Genomic DNA, 21,079 nt, shown 5'->3' on the forward strand with positions numbered 1-21,079 from the left:
GTGAAAACCAAAAAAAGCGATCAGCAAAGTGACCAATGGAAAACAAAAAAGGCGATGGTGTTCTAAACACAACAGGCAGGGAGAAACCCAAAGTTTTGCCGTGTTACTGGTGAGGGTAAGCGAGACTGAACGCCCCATAAGCGGTAAGCCTGCCCCAGTACCTGCAAAGGGGGGTACTTTTCAAAATGTGTATAAGTTTGCGTATAACTTTTGGGGTTTGTTTTTGTAGAGCCTAATAACAGCAATGGTTTTAGCGGGTATTGTGATTCCTATTATCGCCACAGACACTAAAAGCAGTGCCTAGCATTGCCAAATAAACCCAGTAAAAGCCTTGTGCCTACTGGGTTTTTTGTTGTTTGTAGTGGCTGATTGGCAACTGCCGTAATATGACGAACATGATTTCGCTTATGTAACCTAGCCTATCAAATTTTAGCTTAAATAACGGTATCCTTCCTCACAAAACCAATCAGAACCAGCTAGCGCTCTGTACATTGCCGCTTGCCAACCGTTCAGGTTGGCTTTGCTCCATGAGCGCGTATCCTCGCTTAGAATAAATCGAACCTCATCTTTACCACCACGATCACCTGCCGCTTTCAGTTTTTCAGCAATACCAGCGAGTGTTTTTCCTGCTTGCGAGGCATAGAGTTTCGCTAAATCAAGTTCTTCAAAGTGCCAAACAAGACGCTTAGCCAGCGTTTTATCACAGTCGTTTGGCGGCGAAACGCGAAATCTGAGCGCGGGAGGTCTAGTTTGATCCAAATCGGCGACCAACCAGGTGTCAGCTGGCAATTCGTCGTAGTACGGGTGAATAAACTGCTGATCAGCAGCCGCTGGGTGGTATTCGCTTTTTGTATGGTTGCATTCGTGGCAGACAGGAACCAGATTAATTGGAGTTACTGCAAGGCTTGGATTTTTGGCTTTCGGTAAGTAATGATCCAGTGTTGATACATCGCGTTGGCCACACATTGGACAAGTGCCGTTTCTCGGAGTCAGCATCAACTTATCATAGTATTTCTTTCGAACTGGGGAGGATTTTCTGGCGAAAACGGTGACGTACAGGTCCTCCATTTCCGAAGTTGTTACGGATTTTGCTACACCTTGTTCGGTCTTGATTTCATAGAAAGCAAGTGACTTAGCTTTTGCTTCGTAGGTGCTTTCCGCCGCGACTATGTCTGCTGTAATTTCCTCAAGTCTTGTCTTGAGATTTTTATCTCTTTTTACAGGGATGCATTCTTTAAAGACAGCAGAAGCGGAGTATTCGGGACACTCAATTTCCAGCATCTTGCTTCCCCCTACTGCTTGCGGCAATCAGACCGCGTGTAATCGCTCTTGCCTCCGACCCTAGTTGATCACCGAAATGATCAAGCACTTCTTCATAGCCTAACCCCGTCTCCACGGCCTTCTCCAGCAGGCTGTGGAAACCTGAGCGCGTGACCTCTAAACCAAAGACCTCGCTGGTCAATACTCCGACATTCTCACCAAATGTCTCAAGCGTTGGCCGTTCGGCTACAGACACCACACCAGAACGACGCAGTTTCCAGACGCAGGACATCGGAACTTCTTGCAGAACGACCGGGGAGTGGGTAGCCACAATCGCAACCCCGTTGCGCTTACCCAGTAAGTCAGCTACCGCTCGAATGAATGCAGCAAGGAGAGGGGGATGAAGATGCCCTTCCGGCTCATCCAAAATCACTAGCGTCCGCTCGTCAACGAGCTCTACCAAGCGAGTAATTGTCAGTAGAACGATTGCGTGCCCTGAGCTTAGCCTCCTGAATAGCCACTTGGCGGCATCGCGCCAAGTGGCTTCATCGAGCTGAAGCAACTCTCCAACACCAGCATCTTCAAATAATGGATCGGCTTCAAGTGTCGCTAGAGATTGAAGCCAACGCTTTGCTCGTGGTCCGCTTCTGCATGCGCTAAGGCTTTGCACAAAATCCTCGGCCAGCATTTCAGGTGTCTTTACCTGAAAAATTTCTCCTCTACCTTCTTCGATTTTATGTCGCAAGCCAACCTGGGAGGCACGCATTCCCGAATCAATCGCCGGCGGGATATCAAAATCATCGAATGCGCTGAACGAAACGGAAACTACGCCAGCGAATTCCCAATCATTGGCGTTATCTCCTAGACGCTCCAGCAGCCCGCTCTGTGCATCGGCCTGCGTGCCGCGTAAAACAGACCGGATTAAGTGTTGAATGCATCGCGTCTTTCCGACACCATTCCGCCCAATCAGCACATGAACATTTGTGGGAGGCTCCGTGTGAGGCTTTACCTTGAAGGTTAAAGTGGGTGGCTTTTCTCCCCTTTCGCTTACGGGGAATGTGAAGCTGAACTCAAAGCGGGTCAATACAGCATCCCCCTGAGCTAGTCGGTGATAGCGATTTCGGACATTACGCTGCTGAACATCTCTAAGGAGCGATTCCGACATAACGTCTTCCGAAATGTTCTCCTCGAAGATGGCCAAATCGTAGGCACAGTCTCGCAGTCCCTTCAGGATTGCAATCCTGAAATCTTCATCAAGCTCGTTTAGCGTCTCGTAGTAGTTTTCACTTTGGCCTATCGAGAAATGTTGCTTGTCGAGATTGTCAAACTCAGTGGGAAGAGTTGGTGCTCTGAATGCTATTTCCAATACTTCGCCCCTGCCTCGGGGTTGCAACCCCTTTTCACCAATTTTTACTGAGCCAGGGAAGTGGTTTTTTCCGGCACCGTCAATTACATGTACCGAGAATTGAGTTCTGTACTTAGCCCAATCATCCCATCTGTCGATAATCAGATAGACGTGATCTCTTTTTCGAGATGAGGAGTCTGGAAGATTTTCCATAACTGAAAAAAGAGGAGAAGACAATTGCATTGTGTAAAATCCTCGCATCAAACGTGTGCTTGAAATCTGGATCGGATTTGTATCACTTGTAGATATCTCATCCCCACAGCCTCTGATGCTGATCACCAGTTATATCATTTCCGTAGGGGCCGTTTTTGTACTCACTAAAATAATTGCTTTCCATTGCAGTTTTTTGCAGTTGCTGGCCATGTCGTGAGTTGAGTTTGTTATTCTCAATTTTCCGCTAAAAGCCGTTGCCAGCGGGGTTTAGCCACTGGTAGTGCTAAGCTGATTCAGCAAATACAGATTGTTCTTCAAAACAAGACACCCGATTACGTCCTTGGGACTTGGCAACATACATTGCTTGATCAGCATGTTGTTGGATTTCAAACATTGACTGATCATCATATTGGTTGCGGGCGACGCCAATACTGGCGGTAATTCGCAGTCGTTGGGTGTTATCAATCATGGGCATAAGCTGTTCAACCGTTTGCCGCAGGCTTTCAGCCAACAACAGCGCGTCATGCAGTGAGGTGTGAGGTAAGAAAATAGAAAATTCCTCACCCCCTATTCGTCCCAACATATCTTGTGAGCGAATGTGATCGTTAAGCGCTTTCGCCACGGTTTTTAAAACAATGTCTCCTGCTGCATGACCGTAATTGTCGTTAATCGATTTAAAATGATCGAGGTCAACAAATAACACCGCATAGTCAGTGTGATGTTGTTTGGCAGCAGCAATCGCCGCATCACAGCTTGCATAATAAGCACGTGCATTGAGCACGCCGGTCAGCGTGTCGTGGCTGGCCATGTGGCGCAGTTGATGATTCGATTGTTGCATCCGCACAAAATAAGAAATAGCGCGGTTGACGTAGACATGAAAAAACACCGCAAGATAGAGAATACTGATAAGCAACGTTGCCATTGCATTCGGTGAATAGGGGGCGTCAAGATGGCGATTACCCAATGCCAACCCCACTACTGTTACTGCTGTGACCAACGCGCCCGCTCGCCGACCAAGTAAAATATATACACCCGGAATATTGACCAAAAACCACAACACCCGTAGCTCATCTTCCGAGACAAATATCAGCGCCGAGGTATATTCCAATAAGCAAACAATCTCGTATACACAGGCAACCCAAAAAAATCGCTCTTTATGCCCACGCAACAGCCACCACAACAGCGTTGCGCTAAAAGTGAAATAACCCATCGAGCGAACATGGTCTGCCGACATCGGGTTGACTTTGGATTGTTCTCCCAAAATAAATAAGGCGGTACAAATTGCGCCCGAAATCAACACCACACACAGAAAACGGTAGCGAAATTCTTGTAATTCTTCCCGCTCGCCAAAGCTTGCCCGACCAAATAGCAGTTTCTCAAATGCCGTCATTGCTGTCCTCGCTGTGCGGTGTTGTTGAGAAACACTATAGGCGAATATCATAATTATTTCAATATTGGCAAAAAAAGTATATTTAATCAGGTAATATCTTCACGGCATGTCAGATTGTTTTTGATTAAGGTAGGAAATCACGATGCGTATTTTGCACACGTCCGACTGGCATTTAGGCCATCTCCTTTTAGGACAATCACGCCATGCCGAACATCAACGACTGATTGCATGGTTGGGCGAACAAATTCGGCAACAGCAAATTGATGTCGTGTTGTTGGCTGGGGATGTGTTTGATAGCGCAACGCCCACCAGTGCCGCACGTGAACTGTATTTTGAATTGGCGATGACGGTTGAAGCAGCGGGAGCGCAGTTGGTGGTAGTGGCGGGAAACCATGATGCGGCAGCGACTTTGCAAGAAAGCCGTGTATTACTGGAAAAATTACAGACTTGGGTGATTCCACACCGCCTGTCAGCAGCAGACCATGTGCGATTGCTAAAAAACCGACACGGCGAGCCGGCATTGTGGTTGGCTGCTGTGCCGTATCTGCGGCCACATGAAGTATTGCTCAGTCGAGCAGGGCAAGATGCAGAAGAAAAAGAATTGGCTTTGCAGCAAGCGATAGCCGATTGCTATGCCGAAATCTTTTTCTATATCCAAGCGCAACAAACCACCCTTGCTCGGCCTGTGCCGATCATGATGACCGGCCATCTCACAGTATTAGGTGGCAGCAGCAGTGAATCAGTACGTGAAATTTATATTGGTAAGTTGCGCGGTTTTCCGGCGACAGCCTTTCCAAAGGTTGATTATGTGGCGCTTGGCCATTTACATCAGGCACAGCATATTTCCGCCCCCTTGCCGATCTATTACAGTGGCTCACCGTTGGCGTTGAGTTTCGATGAAGCAAGCCAACAAAAATCCATGAATCTGATCGAGTGTCAATCCGATGGGCTGCAAGTTCATACACTGCCCGTACCGTGTTGGCAAGCCCTCGCCAGTATTCAAACGTCGATGGAAACTTTGGTGGCTGACGTCGAATCACGGTTGTCACAACTTGCCATTTCACCACCACACACCCTATGGCTAGAAATTGTGTTGACCGATCCGCAAACCAGCCGTGATGTGGTGGATCAGGTGCGTGAACAACTGGCATCGTATCCGGTGCAAGTATTACGGGTGAAACGGGCTCTGCGAGAGGTCAGCCTATTGCAACCCGCTCACACGGTAATGTTGCATGAATTATCGGTGCAAGAGGTATTTGAACAATGTTTAAGCCAAACCGAATTTGATGCAACAACCTGCCAAGCGTTGCAACAGCGTTTTGACTTGGTTTGTCAGCAACTGGAAATCATGCGATGAAAATCCTGAAACTGCGGCTTAAAAATCTCAATTCACTGCGCGGCGAATGGACGATTGATTTTAGCCAAGCACCGTTTACACAAAGCGGCTTATTCGCGATTACCGGCCCAACTGGGGCAGGCAAATCAACTTTGTTTGATGCGATTTGTTTGGCCTTATATCACGAAACCCCACGCTTAAAAGTCATCTCGACCAAACAAAATCAGCTGATGACCCGCCATAGCACCGAATGTTTAGCCGAGGTGGAATTTGCGGTACAAGGTGAGGTGTACCGCGCTTTTTGGGGGCAACGGCGCGCCCGTGGCAAGATGAATGGCACATTGCAAGCCCCGACAGTAGAACTGGCACGCGGGGACGGTACGATTCTGTGTCATCAAATCCAAGACAAACTGAAAACCATCGAAAGCTTAACTGGCCTGAATTTTTCGCGTTTTACCAAATCGGTTTTACTGGCACAGGGTGGCTTTGCTGCCTTTTTACATGCCCCGATCAATGAACGTGCCGAGCTATTAGAGCAACTGACCGGCACCGAAGTGTATGGCCAGCTGTCACGGCAGGTGTTTGAACAAACCCGAGAAAAAAAACAGGCGCTATCACTGTTAAAACAACGGGTCGCTGATACTGCGCTGTGGACGGAAGAAGAACGTCATCAATATTTGCAACAACAGCAGCAGGGGCAACACGAACTGCAACAATTGAAGTTGGCGATTGCGGAATGTGAGCAACAACAGGCGCGTTGGCAAACATGGCAACAGGTCTTGGCCGACTATCAACACGCGCAGCAGGTATTAAACAATATTGAACAGGCAGCGAATGACTATGTCGAGCAAGATCGTTGTCTAGCACAAGCCAAATTGGCCCGCGACATTGCCCCAGATCATCAGCGTTGGCAGGAGGCCGAACAACGTTATCAGCAACTGACAACGCAATTTCACAGTGAACAACAACGCCAACAGCAGCAACAGCAACAACTCCACCAATTGGCAAGACACGGTGCTCGTTTACTGCAACAGGCACAACAACAGTGGGCGGTGGACAATCAAAAGACCTTAGCTACCTTACAACACTATCAAGAGAAATTAGCACACAGCCCACACATTGCGACATGGCAAACTCAATATGCCCTTTGGCAACAGCAGTGGCAGATGCTGCAACAAGAACAAGTCAAAATAGATGGCGTAGCCGCACAACTTGCCGAACAACAACGCCAACTCACCACCGCGCAAACGGCTTCACAACGGCAACAACAGGCGGTAGAACAAAAAAAACGGTATCTGTTTGAGCAAGAGCAACAGCAACAACAATTACAACAACAGCTTGCCGAGCAACTGGGCGATCAGCCTAACCTTGCTGCTTTGTATGAAAGTTGGCAACAACAGCAACAGTACCAACAGCAATGGCAAACTGTGTTGGCATCGGTGGAATCATGGCAACAGCTGGCTTTAGACATCTCGACCCTCGAACAACAACAGCAACTCGCACAGCAACAATATACCGCCGCGACAGAAAAACGAGATGAGGAAGCGGATTGCTATCAAAAACTGAAACAGCAGTTACAAACCCTCCAACAACAAGCCGAACAAGCCCGTTTTATCGAACAATTCGCCGACCACCGCGCCAAACTACAACACGGTGAACCATGTCCGCTGTGTGGTTCGCGAGAACATCCGGAAGTGGCGACCTATCACCGTATTGAGAGTGATGCGTTCACCGTCGAGATAAAAGCGTTAGAACAAAAACTGGCGGCTTGTGAAGAGCGTGGCAAGACGCAGCGCGATGTGATGACACGGGCTGAACGGGATAGCCAACACCTACAACAACGTGGTGAGGAGAAGCAAAAACAACAAGAAAAACTCGAGCAAGAATGCCAAGGATTGATACAGGCTTTGGGGATGCCGCTATTGGCATGGCAAGACACCATGACGCTGCTGCCACAGTACCAGCTAGATTTCCAACAACAATATCAACAGTTTAAGCGACGTCTTGATGCGGTGCAGGGCTTGCATCAGGCACTGATTGACATTGAAAAAGCAATACAGCAGGCAACACAGCAATATCATGCTGCCACTCAGCAATGGCAACAACAGCAAACGGTGTTACATGAAGTGCTCACCCAACACCACCAGTTAGCCACCACCTTGCAACTGTTACAACAGCAACAACAACAACGTGAGCAACACCTTCAATCCACTTTGCCCGGAGATGCCGCAGACCTTGCACAGCGTTTAGCACAGATTGCCGAGCAGCTGAAACTCTGGCAACAGTGGCAAGCCGCACAGCAAGAAGCGGTTTTACAGCTGCAGCAACAGCATCTGCAACAGCAACAACTGGCACAGCAAGCGACGTTGTGGCAACAACGGTTAGCTGAAACAGCAGACAGCGTGGGGCAAGCAAGCGCAGAGGATAGCGTGTTTCCTGCTGATGAAACCCGTTGTGATGAAATGTGGCGAAAACACCAGCAACAGGTCTTGCATACCGCCGGTGTGTTAAGCCAATTACAACAACAATTGACTGCACAAGCGTTAGCACGACAACAGCAACACCAGCGCTGGCAACAGGCCTTGCAACGGGTTGGGTTTGCCGATGAAGCGGCGTTTTTACAGGCTTGGCGAGATGACACGGCGTATCACACGTTGTTAGCACAACAGCAACAACGACAGCAACAATGGCAACAAGCACAACATGAATGGCGGATGCGAGAAAAGCTGTGGCAACAACAGCAAGCACTTGGCTGTCCGGCCTTATCAGAGACAGAACTCGCCGCCCAGTTAGCGCAACGGCAAACAGCGCAAAACCAGCTGCAAACACAGTTAGCACAGTGGGCATTGTTGCTACAACAAGATACCGAAAAACGACAACAACAGCAGTTGTTACTACAACAATATGCGCAGCAACAACAAGACTATGATTATTGGGAAAAACTTGACCAACTGATTGGCTCAGCCCAAGGCGACAAATTCCGCCGCTTTGCACAAGGGCTGACCTTGGCACATTTAATCACGCTGGCGAATCAACATTTGGCAATCTTGGAGGGGCGCTATCGGTTACAGCGCAAACTGGATGCGGAATTAGAGATGGAGATTATCGATTTATGGCAGGGTGAGGTTGAGCGTGACACCCGCACTTTGTCAGGGGGGGAAAGTTTCTTGGTCAGTTTGGCCTTGGCTTTGGCGCTGTCGGATTTAGTCAGTCACCAACTGCGATTAGATTCGCTATTTTTAGATGAAGGGTTTGGTACTCTCGATCCTGATACCCTTGAAACAGCATTGGCTGCCTTAGACCGCTTGCACGCACGCGGCAAAATGATTGGCATCATCAGCCATGTGGAAGCCCTGAAACAGCGCATTCCGGTACAAATTAAAGTCAGTAAACAATATGGCTTGGGTGTGGCGAAGTTAGAGATTGTTGGCTAATACCATTGCCAGCAGGGGAATCCCTGCTGGCGGGTCAGACTTAGCCCCGTTGCAATTGACGCAAACGCCAAATCATCAGCTGCAACGCGGTGAAATACATCCACAGCACCAAAGCACAAATACTGGTCCATGCTTCCAATTGCAACGCGAATAACAACACTGCAAATCCATTGAGCAACAGCAAAATGGCACAGACGATATTGAGGGCGACAAAGCGCGTTTTTAAGAAAGCCGCATGATCGACTGCGCGCCCGCGCCAATCGCGTATTTTATCTACCTCGCCCCGTTTACCGACTAAAAAGGCAAGACGAATAAAATGTCCGGCCATAAAAAACATAAATAGAAATAAAGCCCAATAGAAAATAAGCGATAGCATGGTGTCCAATCCTCAGGTGTGTCATTTATAAGCGGCTGGCCCGCCGTTTGGCATTTTCTAGTGCGGCTAACCCTTGTGCATGATAAATCCCTTTTTTGCGTGCCCGTTCGATCGCAATTCGGGTCAGTTGGGCCGTGGCCAGACAGTCGCTGATGGCGTTGTGACGGGCAAAAACGGTGATACCAAAGCGCTTGAGCCAAGTATCCAATCCCACCGGCCCACCATAATGCTCAGGAAACAAAGCGGGTAACAACCAAGCTAAATCTAACCACGGCGCTTGATATTGAAAACCAAGATAGTGCCGCATCGCGCGCGCCAACATCGCCTCATCAAAAAACGCATGGTAGGCAACCAAAGGGCGCTTGCCATTAAATTCTAAAAAATCTAGCAAAGCTTCGGCAGGTTCACGGCCATTGCGTTGGATATTGCCGCTGATGCCATGAATTAAAATATTTTCGTGGCTAGAAACAGTTTCTTGGCGCAACACCACTTCGAATGCCGCTGTGGGTTGTAACAACAGTCGATCTAACGACACCGCGCCAATCGCAATCAAACTGTCTTTACGCAAATTGAGGCCACTGGACTCAACATCAACAATATCCAATCGCGCACTACCAAATGGCTGTTCCCAATCGTCAGCACGCGGCAACGCCTGCCAACGGGCTAAACGGTCTTGTTGTAGCGCCGTCAGCTGCACGCTTGGCGTGCGCCAAAAAGCCAATTTTTTCAGCCAAGTGCTCATAAGCTATAGCGGGTTTTTAGGTGAGATTGCAAACGCCGCGCTTGTTGTAACGACTCTTTTAACATTCGCCGTTCTAGCGGATTTAACTCATCAACACGCAATAAATTGGCTCGTGATTTGTCGGTATTCGGCTCTTGTTGTAGCCGCAGGCGCAGTAATTGAATAAAACGGAACGCATCTAATATGGCGTGTAACACATCGGGATGAATGCCACTTCTTGGCGCGGCTTGTTCTAAGCGCGATAAGGTATTGGTCGCCGCCACGCCATGCGCCAAGGCCAACACCCGCGCCGCATCAACAAACAAACGTGCCCCAGATTTTTTCAGGTCTAACCAACCGCTTTGACCTTGGTGGGTTTCGGTCACAAAGTCGCGTACCAAACCCAGAGGAACATGAGAACTGAGGGCATTGCCGGCTAACATGTGTTGGAACATGGTATTGCTGCTGACGTGGTGTAAAAGATATTTTGTCAGACGCTGTGCCAGTGATTCCTCGCCGGCTAAAGGGCGCAAGTCAAAGAAAATAGTGGCGGCTAACAAGGCTTTGGGATCGGGCGAGCTGATCCAATGGCTGAATTTACGTTGCCATGCATCCAGCGATAGCGTGAGGTCGGGATTGCTGGCCATGATATGCCCCTGACACAGTGGGAAACCGCACTGATCGAGACCCGCCACGACTTCAGCAGCAAAAGCAAGCAAATTGGGTTTGACCTCTTCCTCTGGCCGTTCGCTCAGATACACCAAGCCGTTGTCTTGGTCGGTGCTGAAAGTTTGTTCCTCGCGGCCTTCCGAGCCAAAGGCTAACCAACACCATTGAACATCATGTAAATCGTGTTTAGGCAGAGTTAGGGCAATCACCTGCCGCACAATACAATCGTTCATTGCTGACACAAATTGGGTCAATTGTTCTGGCCCAAGCCCCTGTGCCAACAAATTATAAGAAAGCTGCTGTAAATCTTGCCCTGCCTGTACCAAACTGGCTAAGTCGCTGGCGTGTTCAATCCGTTGACGCAATTCGCGCAGGCCAACACGCTGCATCGCGAATAAATCACGCTCAGAAATCACGCCACGCAAACGGCCTGCCCCATCGACGGCCAGCACATGGCGAATACCACGGGTGGCCATGGCTAATGTGGCATCGTATGCCGTTGCATGTTCTGAGAGGGTGAAGGGGGCATGAGTCATCACTTGACTGATCGGCGTGTCCAGCGGCGTGTTCGGTAGCAACACGCGTGGCAATAAATCCGATTGCGTCAAAATCCCGATTGGGACACCGGCTTCGGTAATCACCATCGAGCCGGCCCGTGCCGCGTGCATGGCGGTAAACGCCTCGGCTAATGATGTGTCGGGCGCGCAGGTAATCGGTTCTCGCCGAATTAACCGCGACAGTGATGCCGCCATGCCTTGTTGTTCTAAGGCTTTTTGTTGAAACGACTGCTGCATATTGAGATGGGTTTGCCCCAACAGGGTAGCAAGGTAGGCGGTACAAAAGCGATTAAACTCGCTGCTTTGTTGTAAGAGCTGATGAAAGTCTGCACTGGCCAGTTGATAACAAAAGGTATCTTCTGCTGCCGTGTAGCGATTGACGGTGGGACGGTCGCCACTGGCTGCGCCAATTGGGAAACATTCGCCTTCTTCTAATAAAGCATGGGTGTCTTGCGTCGGGCCACTGGTGGCACCGTCCACACGAATGGCTCCACGTTGCACAATATAGAAATAAGCAGGGGCGCCCATTTCTGGCTCTAACACAATATGCCCTTCGGGGTAATAGGCGAGGGCCAGACGTTCGGCAATAAACGTCAAGTCCTCTGCTTTCATATTGTCAAAGGGCGCATGTTTCGACAGAAATTCGACCGTGGCAAGACACAAAGTAGCGTTAGCAGTCATAGGGTGTTCTATCTGTGGGCAGGGTTTTTCTCAAGCAGACCCAACAATCGGTTTTCTTGAGAAAAACCCCGACCGAGAGGTCGGGGTTATCTGAAGCAACTCAGGATTAGTGAGCGTGGGCTGTACCTGCACCACGTGGTGTACGGATATCTTCCACCAAGTGTTGGATATGGTCAGGGCAGGCTGGTGTGACACGAGACACAATCAGCGCAACCACCACGTTCAAGATGGCACCCACACTACCGATGCCCTCTGGCGAGATACCAAACAGCCAGTTAGCAGGAATGTTCTCTGCCATAGGTGTGATAAAGATACCTTTGAAGTAGAGAATGTAGCAGAAGGTGAAGATCAGACCGGTCAACATCCCTGCAATCGCACCTTGGGTATTCATCTTCTTCGAGAAGATACCTAACAAGATGGTTGGGAACAGCGAAGCGCAAGCCAGACCGAAGGCAAACGCCACCACCTCCGCCACAAAGCCGGGTGGGTTGTAGCCTAGGTAACCGGCGACCAACACCGCCACAGCCGAGGCTGCACGACCGGCCATCAATTCGCTCTTCTCGGAGATATTCGGTGCAATCACGCCTTTCAACAAATCATGCGAGATAGCGGCCGAGATCACCAACAACAGACCAGCAGCAGTAGACAAGGCGGCTGCAATACCACCAGCAGCAACCAAGGCAATCACCCAGTTAGGCAACTGTGCCACTTCAGGGTTGGCCAACACCATGATGTCACGGTCAACGGTCAACTCATTGCCTTTGTAACCCAGTGCTTCTGCTTTCGCTAACACCTCTGGGTTTTTCGACTTGTCGTTGTAGTGTTGAATCAGGCCATCACCGTTTTTATCATCCCATTTCAGCAGACCGGTTTTTTCCCAGCGTTTCATCCACTCTGGGCGATCTTCTGCTTTCAAGTTGGCTTCTTGTGCCAGCAACGGCTTATCTTGAGCAACGTGGGTGTTCACGGTGGCGATCACGTTGTAGCGAGCCATTGCACCCACTGCTGGCGCAGTGGTGTAGAGAATGGCGATAAACACCAAGGCCCAACCAGCAGAAGAACGGGCATCACGCACTTTTGGCACAGTGAAGAAACGCACGATAACGTGAGGCAAGCCCGCTGTACCCGCCATCAGAGCAAAGGTAATGGCGACAATATCCACCATCGATTTGCTAGAAGTGGTGTAGTTGGCAAAGCCAAGATCGGTAACCACGGTGTTCAAGCGTGCTAAGAACGGTTGACCATTGGCCAAGTCAGCACCCAAACCGGTTTGTGGCAATAAGTGGCCGGTGAGTTGCAACGAGATAAAGATGGCTGGAATGGTGTAAGCAAAAATCAACACCACATACTGCGCCACTTGGGTGTAGGTAATGCCTTTCATGCCGCCTAATACGGCATAGAAGAACACCAAGCCCATCCCGATAATCAAACCAGTGGTGATTTCCACTTCGAGGAAGCGTGAGAACACAATCCCCACACCACGCATTTGACCAGCAACATAGGTGAACGAGATAAAGATCAAGCACACCACAGCCACAATCCGCGCTGTTTGCGAGTAGTAACGGTCACCGATAAATTCTGGCACTGTGAATTTACCGAATTTCCGCAGGTACGGGGCGAGCAACACCGCCAACAGCACATAGCCCCCAGTCCAGCCCATGAGATAGACCGAACCATCGTAACCCATTGCAGAAATCAAACCTGCCATCGAAATAAACGACGCCGCCGACATCCAGTCCGCCGCCGTTGCCATCCCGTTGACCACGGGGTGCACCCCACCCCCCGCAACGTAGTAGTCTTTGGTGCTGCCAGCACGTGCCCAAACAGCCACACCGATGTAGAGCGCGAACGACAGCCCCACAGCGATATAAGTCATGAGTTTCAGATCATCCATGATCTACGCTCCAAGTTAGTCTTCGTGCACATCGTGCTTTTCGTCGATCTTGCCCATTTGCTTGGCGTACCAGAAAATCAGCACCACAAACGCATAAATGGAACCTTGTTGCGCAAACCAGAACCCAAGCGGGTAGCCTGCGAGGTGAATGCTATTTAACGCGGATGCAAAAAAAATCCCCGCAAAGTAGGAAACAACCGCCCACAAGGCAAGCACGATCCACAACAGCTTGAGCGTGTCTTTCCAGTAGGCATCGGCATTTTGTTGCGCCGTTGCGTCTTTCTTGATCGATGACATCGTTTCGATCTCCTCATGAAATTGTTTTTGTTGACCTGTTCTAACGAGAACGTCGCGGGAATGTGTTTCCCTCCTTCATCAAAGAACAATCCATTCAGTTTTGGCATCAAATTTTGTGATGTTAGCCATCACCGATGTCGATATTGCACAGCAAAAACTGTTATCTGATAAGGCTTCACGCGTGGTTGAAAATGGCATGAGGGATTTTTTTATGCTCTGCAAAAAAGTGTTTCTTTTTTGCAACATGAGGGGATTTGTCTCAAAAATACATTCTTTTGACGCAAAAACAACATAGCTTAAAGCAGTCTTAACAGACTTAAATAAGATTTAAGCATGCTGGGTTTGATCTCGTCATGCAGGGGAGTTTGGCGAGGAAAACAGGGTTTTTGCTTCGAGAAAAGCATCTTGAAAAAACTTTTTATAATGTTTTCATTAGCTTAATTTTTTATTAAGAAAAAACGATGGTCTGCCACAGATCACAAGTTGTCGGCTCATCCCCATAAGGTCAGTGCGGTTTTTTTAAAATAAAAAATGTCAAGCCAAAACTGTGGGCTTGACATTTTTTCATCTGCAAATGACAAAAAAATACCTATTTGCTGTGCATGACCAGAACATCGCCCGTTTCGCCTTGCAGTAGCCGTTGCTGGTGAAGTTGGATTAACGGGTCGGCTGGATAGCGGGTGGCGAGGGCGGTAATGTGTGCTTGTAAAGCAGGCAAACTCGCATCGTCATTGGCGCTGGCTTGGAGTTGTTGATAAAAAGCTTGGTAGTCTGCTAAGGGCGCATCTTGCTCTGGTCGGGCTGCCGCAACTGGTTCGAATACTTGCAACGCCTGTCGTTTCCCTTTTAAGACCAGCTTACCCACGGGTCGGGCTGCGACTGTGTCAGCGCAGGCATGGAGTACGGCCTCTGACACACAAACCGTTGTGCCAAGGTGTTTATTAACACTTTCTAAACGAGCGGCAGTGTTCACTGCATCGCCCAAGGCGCGATAATCGAAGATGGTTGACCCCCCGAAGTTGCCAACAATCACTTCACCACAGTGCACCCCAATTCGTGTTTTGCCAAACTGAATCCCTTTTGCTTGTAGCGTGGCGGCATAGCGGCTGGCAAAAGTGTGCATTTCTAAGGCACAAGCGAGGGCGCGGGCTGGGTGATCGGCTTGCGGAACGGGGGCAGAGAACATAATCGCCACGGCGTCGCCGACAATCCGATCCAGCGTACCTTCATAGCGAAAAGCAATCCCAATCATTTCGTCCAGATAGGCGTTCAATAACGCTACGGCTTCGCTTGGGTCGATGCTTTCCATCAGCGAAGTAAAACCTGCCAAATCGGTGAAGATAAAACTGCATTGCTGCCGCCGGCCTCCCAACGCCATTGCATCAGGGTGATCGACAAGATAAGCAACCCGATTAGGTGAAACATAGCGTGAGAAAGCGTCTTTAATCCAACGCTGTTCGCGTTCGCTTAGCCAATGATGAATTAAGCTGCCCAAGATAAAAGTCGAGAGACCCACGATGGCCGGGGTGAGGCTATTGAGTAAGAGTTGCTGATCACGGAAGGCGAACCAACCGCCGCCTAACACGAGGGCCAATAACACGCTGGTCACCAAGGCGGCAATCATTGCCCCTAGCCGCAACGAGACAAAGCCAATCGACAAAGTCACCAGCAGCAGTGTTACCACTTCAGCCGCCTTTGCCCAGCTAGGCCGTTGTAAGTAATGTTCGGTCAAAATTTGTTCTAAGGCTTGGGCATGGGCTTCCACCCCCGGCATGATGCGGCCCAAAGGGCTAAAACGTAAGTCCATTAACCCTTGGGCAGAAGCCCCAATCAGCACCAGATGTCCCTGCAATAGCTCTGCCGGCACCTGACCGGCCAATACTTGCCAAGCCGGTAGATAACGCCCAGCAACTGGCTCGGAATAGTGCACCCACATCTCACCGTGGGCGGTGGTGGGCACAGTGAAATCGCCGATACGTATCTCGGCAAGGCCAGTGTCTGCCTCATCTGCGGCTTTGAGAATCAGATTTTTTGCTCCTTGTCCCACGCGCAAGGTTTCGGTCACCAAAGTAGAAACCGGCTGTCCTCCGGCGCTTAATACCAACGGTACCCGCCGCACCACACCATCATTATCAGGGACAAAAGATAAGGCACCGTTACCTTGTGCCACTTGTTCAAACTGCGATAGCGAGGTCACAGCGGCAGCAAAGGGATGAAACCAACGGTCGGGAGATTCACCTGCATGGATATACCGAAATGGTCGTGCCGGTTGTTTGGCTGTTGCTGTGGCCGTTCGTTCAAGGGCAAAACCCAAGACTACCGGCGCTTTTGCCATGCTGGCGGCAAATTGTTGGTCATGATCGGGTAGTTGCTGCAGTTTATGTTGCCAATCATCAGGCAATGACCATAGCTGTGACACTGTTTGCGGTGAGGTGCGATCCGGTTCAGCAAATACCACGTCAAAACCAATTGCAGCGACGTCGGCTTGTCGTAGCTTATCTACCAATTCGGCCATCCGTGTCCGAGGCCACGGCCATTGCCCTAGGCGCGTCAAACTTGCTTCATCAATATCAATAATCCGCACGGGTACGGCTTGATAGGGGCGAGGGTGCCAACGTTGATATTGGTCAAAAACTGCATTGCGTAGGGTTTGCAACGGCAGGGGATCGGCCAATAACAACCCGATTCCCAACAGTGCAGCGACAATAGGCCATAACCAAGATAGGCGTTTTAACAAAGAGGAAGACATCGGATATCACCGATCAGCAGGCGGGAGGAGACAAGACGGGGATACCGTCTTGTCAGATTAACGAATGGAGATTTCGACGCGGCGGTTGCGCGGTTCGGCAGTGTTGTCAGGTGTTTTTACGAGAGGGTTACGTTCACCGTGTGATTCCACTGTCAGGGCGTGGACTTTTAACCCTTGTTTTCGCAATAAATTAGCAACAAATTGTGCGCGTTCTAACGATAAACCACGGTTGTATTCTTTATCGCCGACGGTATCGGTGTGACCAATCACTGAAACATCCACTGCTGGCCGTAAGCTCACCGCTTTTAATACTTTAGGCAGTAAAGCGGCAGATTCGGCAGTGAGGTCGGCCCCACCTGATTTGAAATACAGCAAAAAGCGTTCTGGGATCAGCGGACGAGCCGCAATCGCTGCACCAAAATCACGTTGAATTTTGTCACCTGAAATCGCTTCTGGCGCTTTAGAACCATCTAAAGGTACGGCAGCACTGACTTGGTCGATGACCTGTTGCCCTTTTTTGCCAGTCACAATCACTTTGCCGGTAGTGCCATCGGGATTAGGCAGTAACACCACATAAGAATTGGCACAGCCAACTAAGCTAGCCGCTAACGCCAAGCCGCTTAACCGTTTAATCAGCGTGGTCATCATCATTATTCCTCCACTTTAACCGCAAACTGTGTGCCTCGGACGCCAATGGTGCCAGTGGGAGTGGTGACGGTGACTGCCGAAGGTTGTAATTTGGCAATCACACCAGAGACATAATTCAAACTGCCTTTGGTAAGTTTGCTGCCCAATTTCAGTTTGTTTTGGCTGGGGTTGTAGAGGTATTCATCAACCGTTAATTCGGTTTCAGGGCCGAATGACATCACGGTTTCATCCTTAAAGGTGATGCCCATACTGCTTTTCGCAGCAGTTTTTAATTGGCTGCCTTGAAAGATCGCGGTACCCACTTCGGCTTTTACTTTTTTGCCAGCGGTGGTGATGGTGGCTTCACCGTTGACGGTTTTGACATAGCCGATGGCATTGGCATCGGCTAAGACTGTGCTGCTCAACAGCATCCCTGCAAGCAAGATAGCGGTACGCATCTGTTTTCCTCTCTGAAGATCAACGCTTATTGGCGGGGGGTGAGATAAGGCGTGATATCCACCTCATCAATCTGCTCTGGTTTTAAGAAACGCTCGGCATAACGCCGGTACACCCCCGAAGTCAAAAAGAGGTCGAACAATTCGCCATCGATATGCTGATCTTTCTTAAAGAAAGACAGAATTTTGATCGATTCTGACAGCGTTTTGGCCTTTTTATAGGGGCGATCAGAGGCCGTTAAGGCTTCAAAAATATCGGCAATAGCCATAATCCGTGCCGGCACCGATAACTGTTCTGCTTTTAATTTACGCGGATAGCCGGTGCCAATCAGGGTTTCGTGATGCGTGCCGGCGTATTCAGGGACGCGCTTAAGATGTTTCGGGAATGGCATATTTTCTAACATCACAATTGTTTGAATAATATGCTCATTGATTTTGAAACGTTCTTCTTCGGTGAGGGTGCCACGGGCAATTGATAAGTTATACACCTCGCCAAAGTGATAGAGATGTTGTGGCACTTTAATTTCAAAGCCATATTTTTCATCAAAAGCGCGCCAATCGACACGCGGCAGAATATGCCAAGGCTTGTCATCCAATAGTTTTTCGATGGCGGGTAAGCTGGCCGGTGGGTGGGCCTCATAACGGCGCAATTCCTCATGCGACAGACCCAGTCGGTCATCAAAATGTCGCCACCACGTCTGTTGTGCAATCGCTTTGACACGGTCGATTTTTTCCGCCGCCATAAATTCACCGCCAATATTGCACTCGGCAATAAAGGCAAAATCATCTTGTAATTGTTGCTGACGCATCGCCAACGCTGCATCAGCGTCTGCCACCGGTTGTCCTGCAAGAATGGCCTGCAAACGGGCAATTTCTGCATCACGCCACAACACTTCAAACCGAGTGCGAATTTCGTGAATACGGTTATAAATGGTCTCTAGTTTCGTGGCCTTATCCACCACATACTCCGGCGTGGTCACCTTGCCGCAATCGTGTAGCCATGCGCCAATTCGGAATTCTCGCCACTCGTCTTCATTGCGGAAAGCAAACTCGGCCAAGGCGCCTTGTTGCACTTGGCAGGCTTCCTCCGCCAACATCACGGCCAGTTCAGGCACACGGGCACAGTGGCCACCGGTATAGGCACTCTTCGCATCAATCGCGCCAGCAATGATTTTAATCATCGAGTCCATCAGCACTTTTTGTGCCTCTACCAACTGGTGATTTTCCAATGCCACAGCAGACTGCGCCGCCAATGCTTCAACAAAAGTGACCATTTCTGGTGGAAATGGCACGATTTCACCACTCAGAGGATCGACAGCATTCATTAGTTGAATCACACCAATCACCTCACCATCACGCGGTGACAAAGGCACGGTCAACATCGAAATGGTGCGGAAACCAGATTCTTCGCTAAAGCGTTTGGTACCACTTAAATCAAAGCGGGTTTCGCTATACACATCATCAATCACCACTGTTTCGTTATGCAGCGCAACATAACTTGACACATAACCCGTCATCGGGGCACCGGTGTCGGGGTGATACAGCGGTACTTCAAAATCGGGCAATTTATCGGCATTGGTGCGCATGGCAAAGCGCAGCGTATTGCGCTCGGTTTTGAGATATAACGTGGCAGCGGCACAATTTGCCAATTCACGCCCACCATGCAGGATATGGCTGAGCAGTTTTTCGCGGTCGTGTTCTTTGGCTAACAACAAACCGTTGCGGACCAGTTGGGCAAGTTTTTCTTGTGCTTGGTTGAGTTCTTTGGTTTTTTGCTTGATGGAGTGATGCATCACTTTCTGTGCATCGTTGAGTGCATTGATTTCATATAAAAAAGAGTCGGATGTTTTGGGATCTTCTGAAAAATCGAGGGATTTAATTCGTTCAGAGTTGCTGGCCAATAACACCAAGGCTTTTACTACACGCCGTGAGCCTAAAATCGCTAACGGCACCAACACCAATAGCACCAAAACCGAGATCAGCAATACATCACCACGCGCTTTTTCAATTGGGCCGATAAAGTCACTGACCGGTGCCAACATCAACACTTGAAACTGGGCTCCCGGAAAGGCTTGCGCGCGTTGGCGAATGACGACAAAACTTTGTTGAGCGTTGCCATCAAGCGGTAACTGAATCAGCTTGGCCTGTTCTTGCAACGGTACTTGATTGAGGCGAGAGAAAGCAGGATGTGTCAGTTGTTCTAATTTTGTCAGTGCAGATAAGGAGAAATTCTCTAATAACTGACCTCGCACACTGTGGGCAATCACACGATTTTGCGAGTCCAACATCAAAATAGCGGCATTGTTCGACAGAGGCAGCTCGGCGATAAATTTTTGTAGCGTGGCTAAATTGATATCCGAGCCCAATACGCCGTTCTTATGCAATAAGGGTTGAGAAATGGTGATCCCCAAATCGCCAGTCGAAGCAAACACATAGGGGTCGGTAATAATCAGTTTTTGTTGTTGATTGGCGCTAATAAACCACGGCCGCTGTGTCGGTGAATAGGTTGCCATTGCTTCACTGCGGCCTAATAGCTGGCGCTCGCTGCCTAAAAACTCCCATCGTTCAATACGACGGTTATCTTCTTGGGTGATACGGCGAATTGCAAACCAAGTGTCTGCGGGTGCTTTGAGTGCGGCTAGCACTTGTGGGTGGTTACGGATGGCGATGGCTTGCACAAAATCATTATTCTGTAATGCAAAGTAATGGCCATAAAGATTGTCGTCTACTGCCAGTGAACTGACAAATGCCGAGATTACGCCATCGGGATTGATCCGCTGATGGCTATCAACAAATAAACTTGGGTTGGCGTGGCTTTGGGTAGTAACGAATTTCCCCACTCCGCCGACTAAATTCAGCAGTTGTGAAGTGGCTTGTTGTGCGACGGTTTCGAAACGCTGTTTGGCATTTTCTTCCGTAAGATGACGAAATTTGCCCAATACGGTTAACAAAAACACCAGCGTAAGAATCAACACAATCGTGATTGTGGTTCCTAGCACCCAATGTTGAAAACGGATATTTAATTTCACAGTTGTCTCACAGGCAAAAAATCACACACAGCAGCACATCAAACAG

General features: G+C 49.3%; 14 protein-coding genes. 2 read left to right on the plus strand and 12 right to left on the minus strand.

The window, feature by feature from the left end:
- Positions 1-429: 429 nt before the first annotated feature.
- From ACYVJG_RS07685 to ACYVJG_RS07695, 3 genes are all read right to left on the minus strand, one after another.
- Positions 430-1,281 carry an HNH endonuclease gene (locus ACYVJG_RS07685; protein ID WP_460430538.1) on the minus strand — a complete coding sequence of 284 codons (852 nt, stop codon included), beginning with the start codon at positions 1,279-1,281 and terminating at the stop codon, positions 430-432.
- The gene (locus ACYVJG_RS07690) at positions 1,268-2,848 is read right to left on the minus strand and encodes an AAA family ATPase (RefSeq protein ID WP_460430539.1); all 1,581 of its coding nucleotides are present in this window, start codon (positions 2,846-2,848) and stop codon (positions 1,268-1,270) included. Before ACYVJG_RS07690 ends, ACYVJG_RS07685 begins: the two co-directional genes overlap by 14 nt.
- A gap of 253 nt (positions 2,849-3,101) precedes the next feature.
- Positions 3,102-4,259, minus strand: a complete 1,158-nt coding sequence (locus ACYVJG_RS07695) for a GGDEF domain-containing protein (protein WP_460430540.1) — start codon at positions 4,257-4,259, stop codon at positions 3,102-3,104.
- 91 nt (positions 4,260-4,350) lie between these two features.
- Between ACYVJG_RS07695 and ACYVJG_RS07700 the strand changes: the two genes are divergently transcribed.
- Both ACYVJG_RS07700 and ACYVJG_RS07705 read left to right on the plus strand, forming a co-directional pair.
- Positions 4,351-5,565 (plus strand): exonuclease SbcCD subunit D C-terminal domain-containing protein, encoded by a 1,215-nt coding sequence (locus ACYVJG_RS07700; protein ID WP_460430541.1) that lies wholly within the window; start codon positions 4,351-4,353, stop codon positions 5,563-5,565.
- Entirely contained in the window at positions 5,562-8,978 is a 3,417-nt protein-coding gene (locus tag ACYVJG_RS07705; protein WP_460430542.1) for an AAA family ATPase, read from the plus strand. The genes ACYVJG_RS07700 and ACYVJG_RS07705 overlap by 4 nt, the downstream gene beginning before the upstream one ends.
- Before the next feature lie 40 nt (positions 8,979-9,018).
- On the opposite strand, the gene ACYVJG_RS07710 is transcribed toward ACYVJG_RS07705, so the two are convergent.
- From ACYVJG_RS07710 to ACYVJG_RS07750, 9 genes are all read right to left on the minus strand, one after another.
- A complete protein-coding gene (locus ACYVJG_RS07710) occupies positions 9,019-9,354 on the minus strand; it encodes a hypothetical protein (RefSeq protein WP_460430543.1) in 336 nt (111 codons plus the stop codon).
- A gap of 25 nt (positions 9,355-9,379) precedes the next feature.
- Positions 9,380-10,096: a 3'-5' exonuclease gene (locus tag ACYVJG_RS07715; RefSeq protein WP_460430544.1), complete on the minus strand. Its 717-nt coding sequence runs from the start codon at positions 10,094-10,096 to the stop codon at positions 9,380-9,382.
- On the minus strand, positions 10,093-11,982 hold the full coding sequence (locus ACYVJG_RS07720) for a DUF294 nucleotidyltransferase-like domain-containing protein (RefSeq protein WP_460430545.1): 1,890 nt from the start codon (positions 11,980-11,982) through the stop codon (positions 10,093-10,095). The genes ACYVJG_RS07715 and ACYVJG_RS07720 overlap by 4 nt, the downstream gene beginning before the upstream one ends.
- 106 nt (positions 11,983-12,088) lie before the next feature.
- Positions 12,089-13,876, minus strand: coding sequence for a sodium:solute symporter family protein (locus tag ACYVJG_RS07725; RefSeq protein WP_460430546.1), 1,788 nt, complete (start codon positions 13,874-13,876; stop codon positions 12,089-12,091).
- Between the two features lie 15 nt (positions 13,877-13,891).
- Positions 13,892-14,173 carry a DUF4212 domain-containing protein gene (locus ACYVJG_RS07730; protein ID WP_460430547.1) on the minus strand — a complete coding sequence of 94 codons (282 nt, stop codon included), beginning with the start codon at positions 14,171-14,173 and terminating at the stop codon, positions 13,892-13,894.
- Between the two features lie 589 nt (positions 14,174-14,762).
- Positions 14,763-16,922, minus strand: a complete 2,160-nt coding sequence (locus ACYVJG_RS07735; protein WP_460430548.1) for a CHASE2 domain-containing protein — start codon at positions 16,920-16,922, stop codon at positions 14,763-14,765.
- Positions 16,923-16,979: 57 nt separating this feature from the next.
- Positions 16,980-17,573, minus strand: coding sequence for an OmpA family protein (locus tag ACYVJG_RS07740; protein ID WP_460430549.1), 594 nt, complete (start codon positions 17,571-17,573; stop codon positions 16,980-16,982).
- Complete coding sequence (locus ACYVJG_RS07745) at positions 17,573-18,007, minus strand: FecR family protein (protein ID WP_460430550.1); 435 nt, start codon at positions 18,005-18,007, stop codon at positions 17,573-17,575. Before ACYVJG_RS07745 ends, ACYVJG_RS07740 begins: the two co-directional genes overlap by 1 nt.
- Positions 18,008-18,033: 26 nt before the next feature.
- Positions 18,034-21,033: an HD domain-containing phosphohydrolase gene (locus ACYVJG_RS07750; protein WP_460430551.1), complete on the minus strand. Its 3,000-nt coding sequence runs from the start codon at positions 21,031-21,033 to the stop codon at positions 18,034-18,036.
- Positions 21,034-21,079 lie beyond the last annotated feature (46 nt).

It is taken from the genome of Aquaspirillum soli (assembly GCF_054781915.1).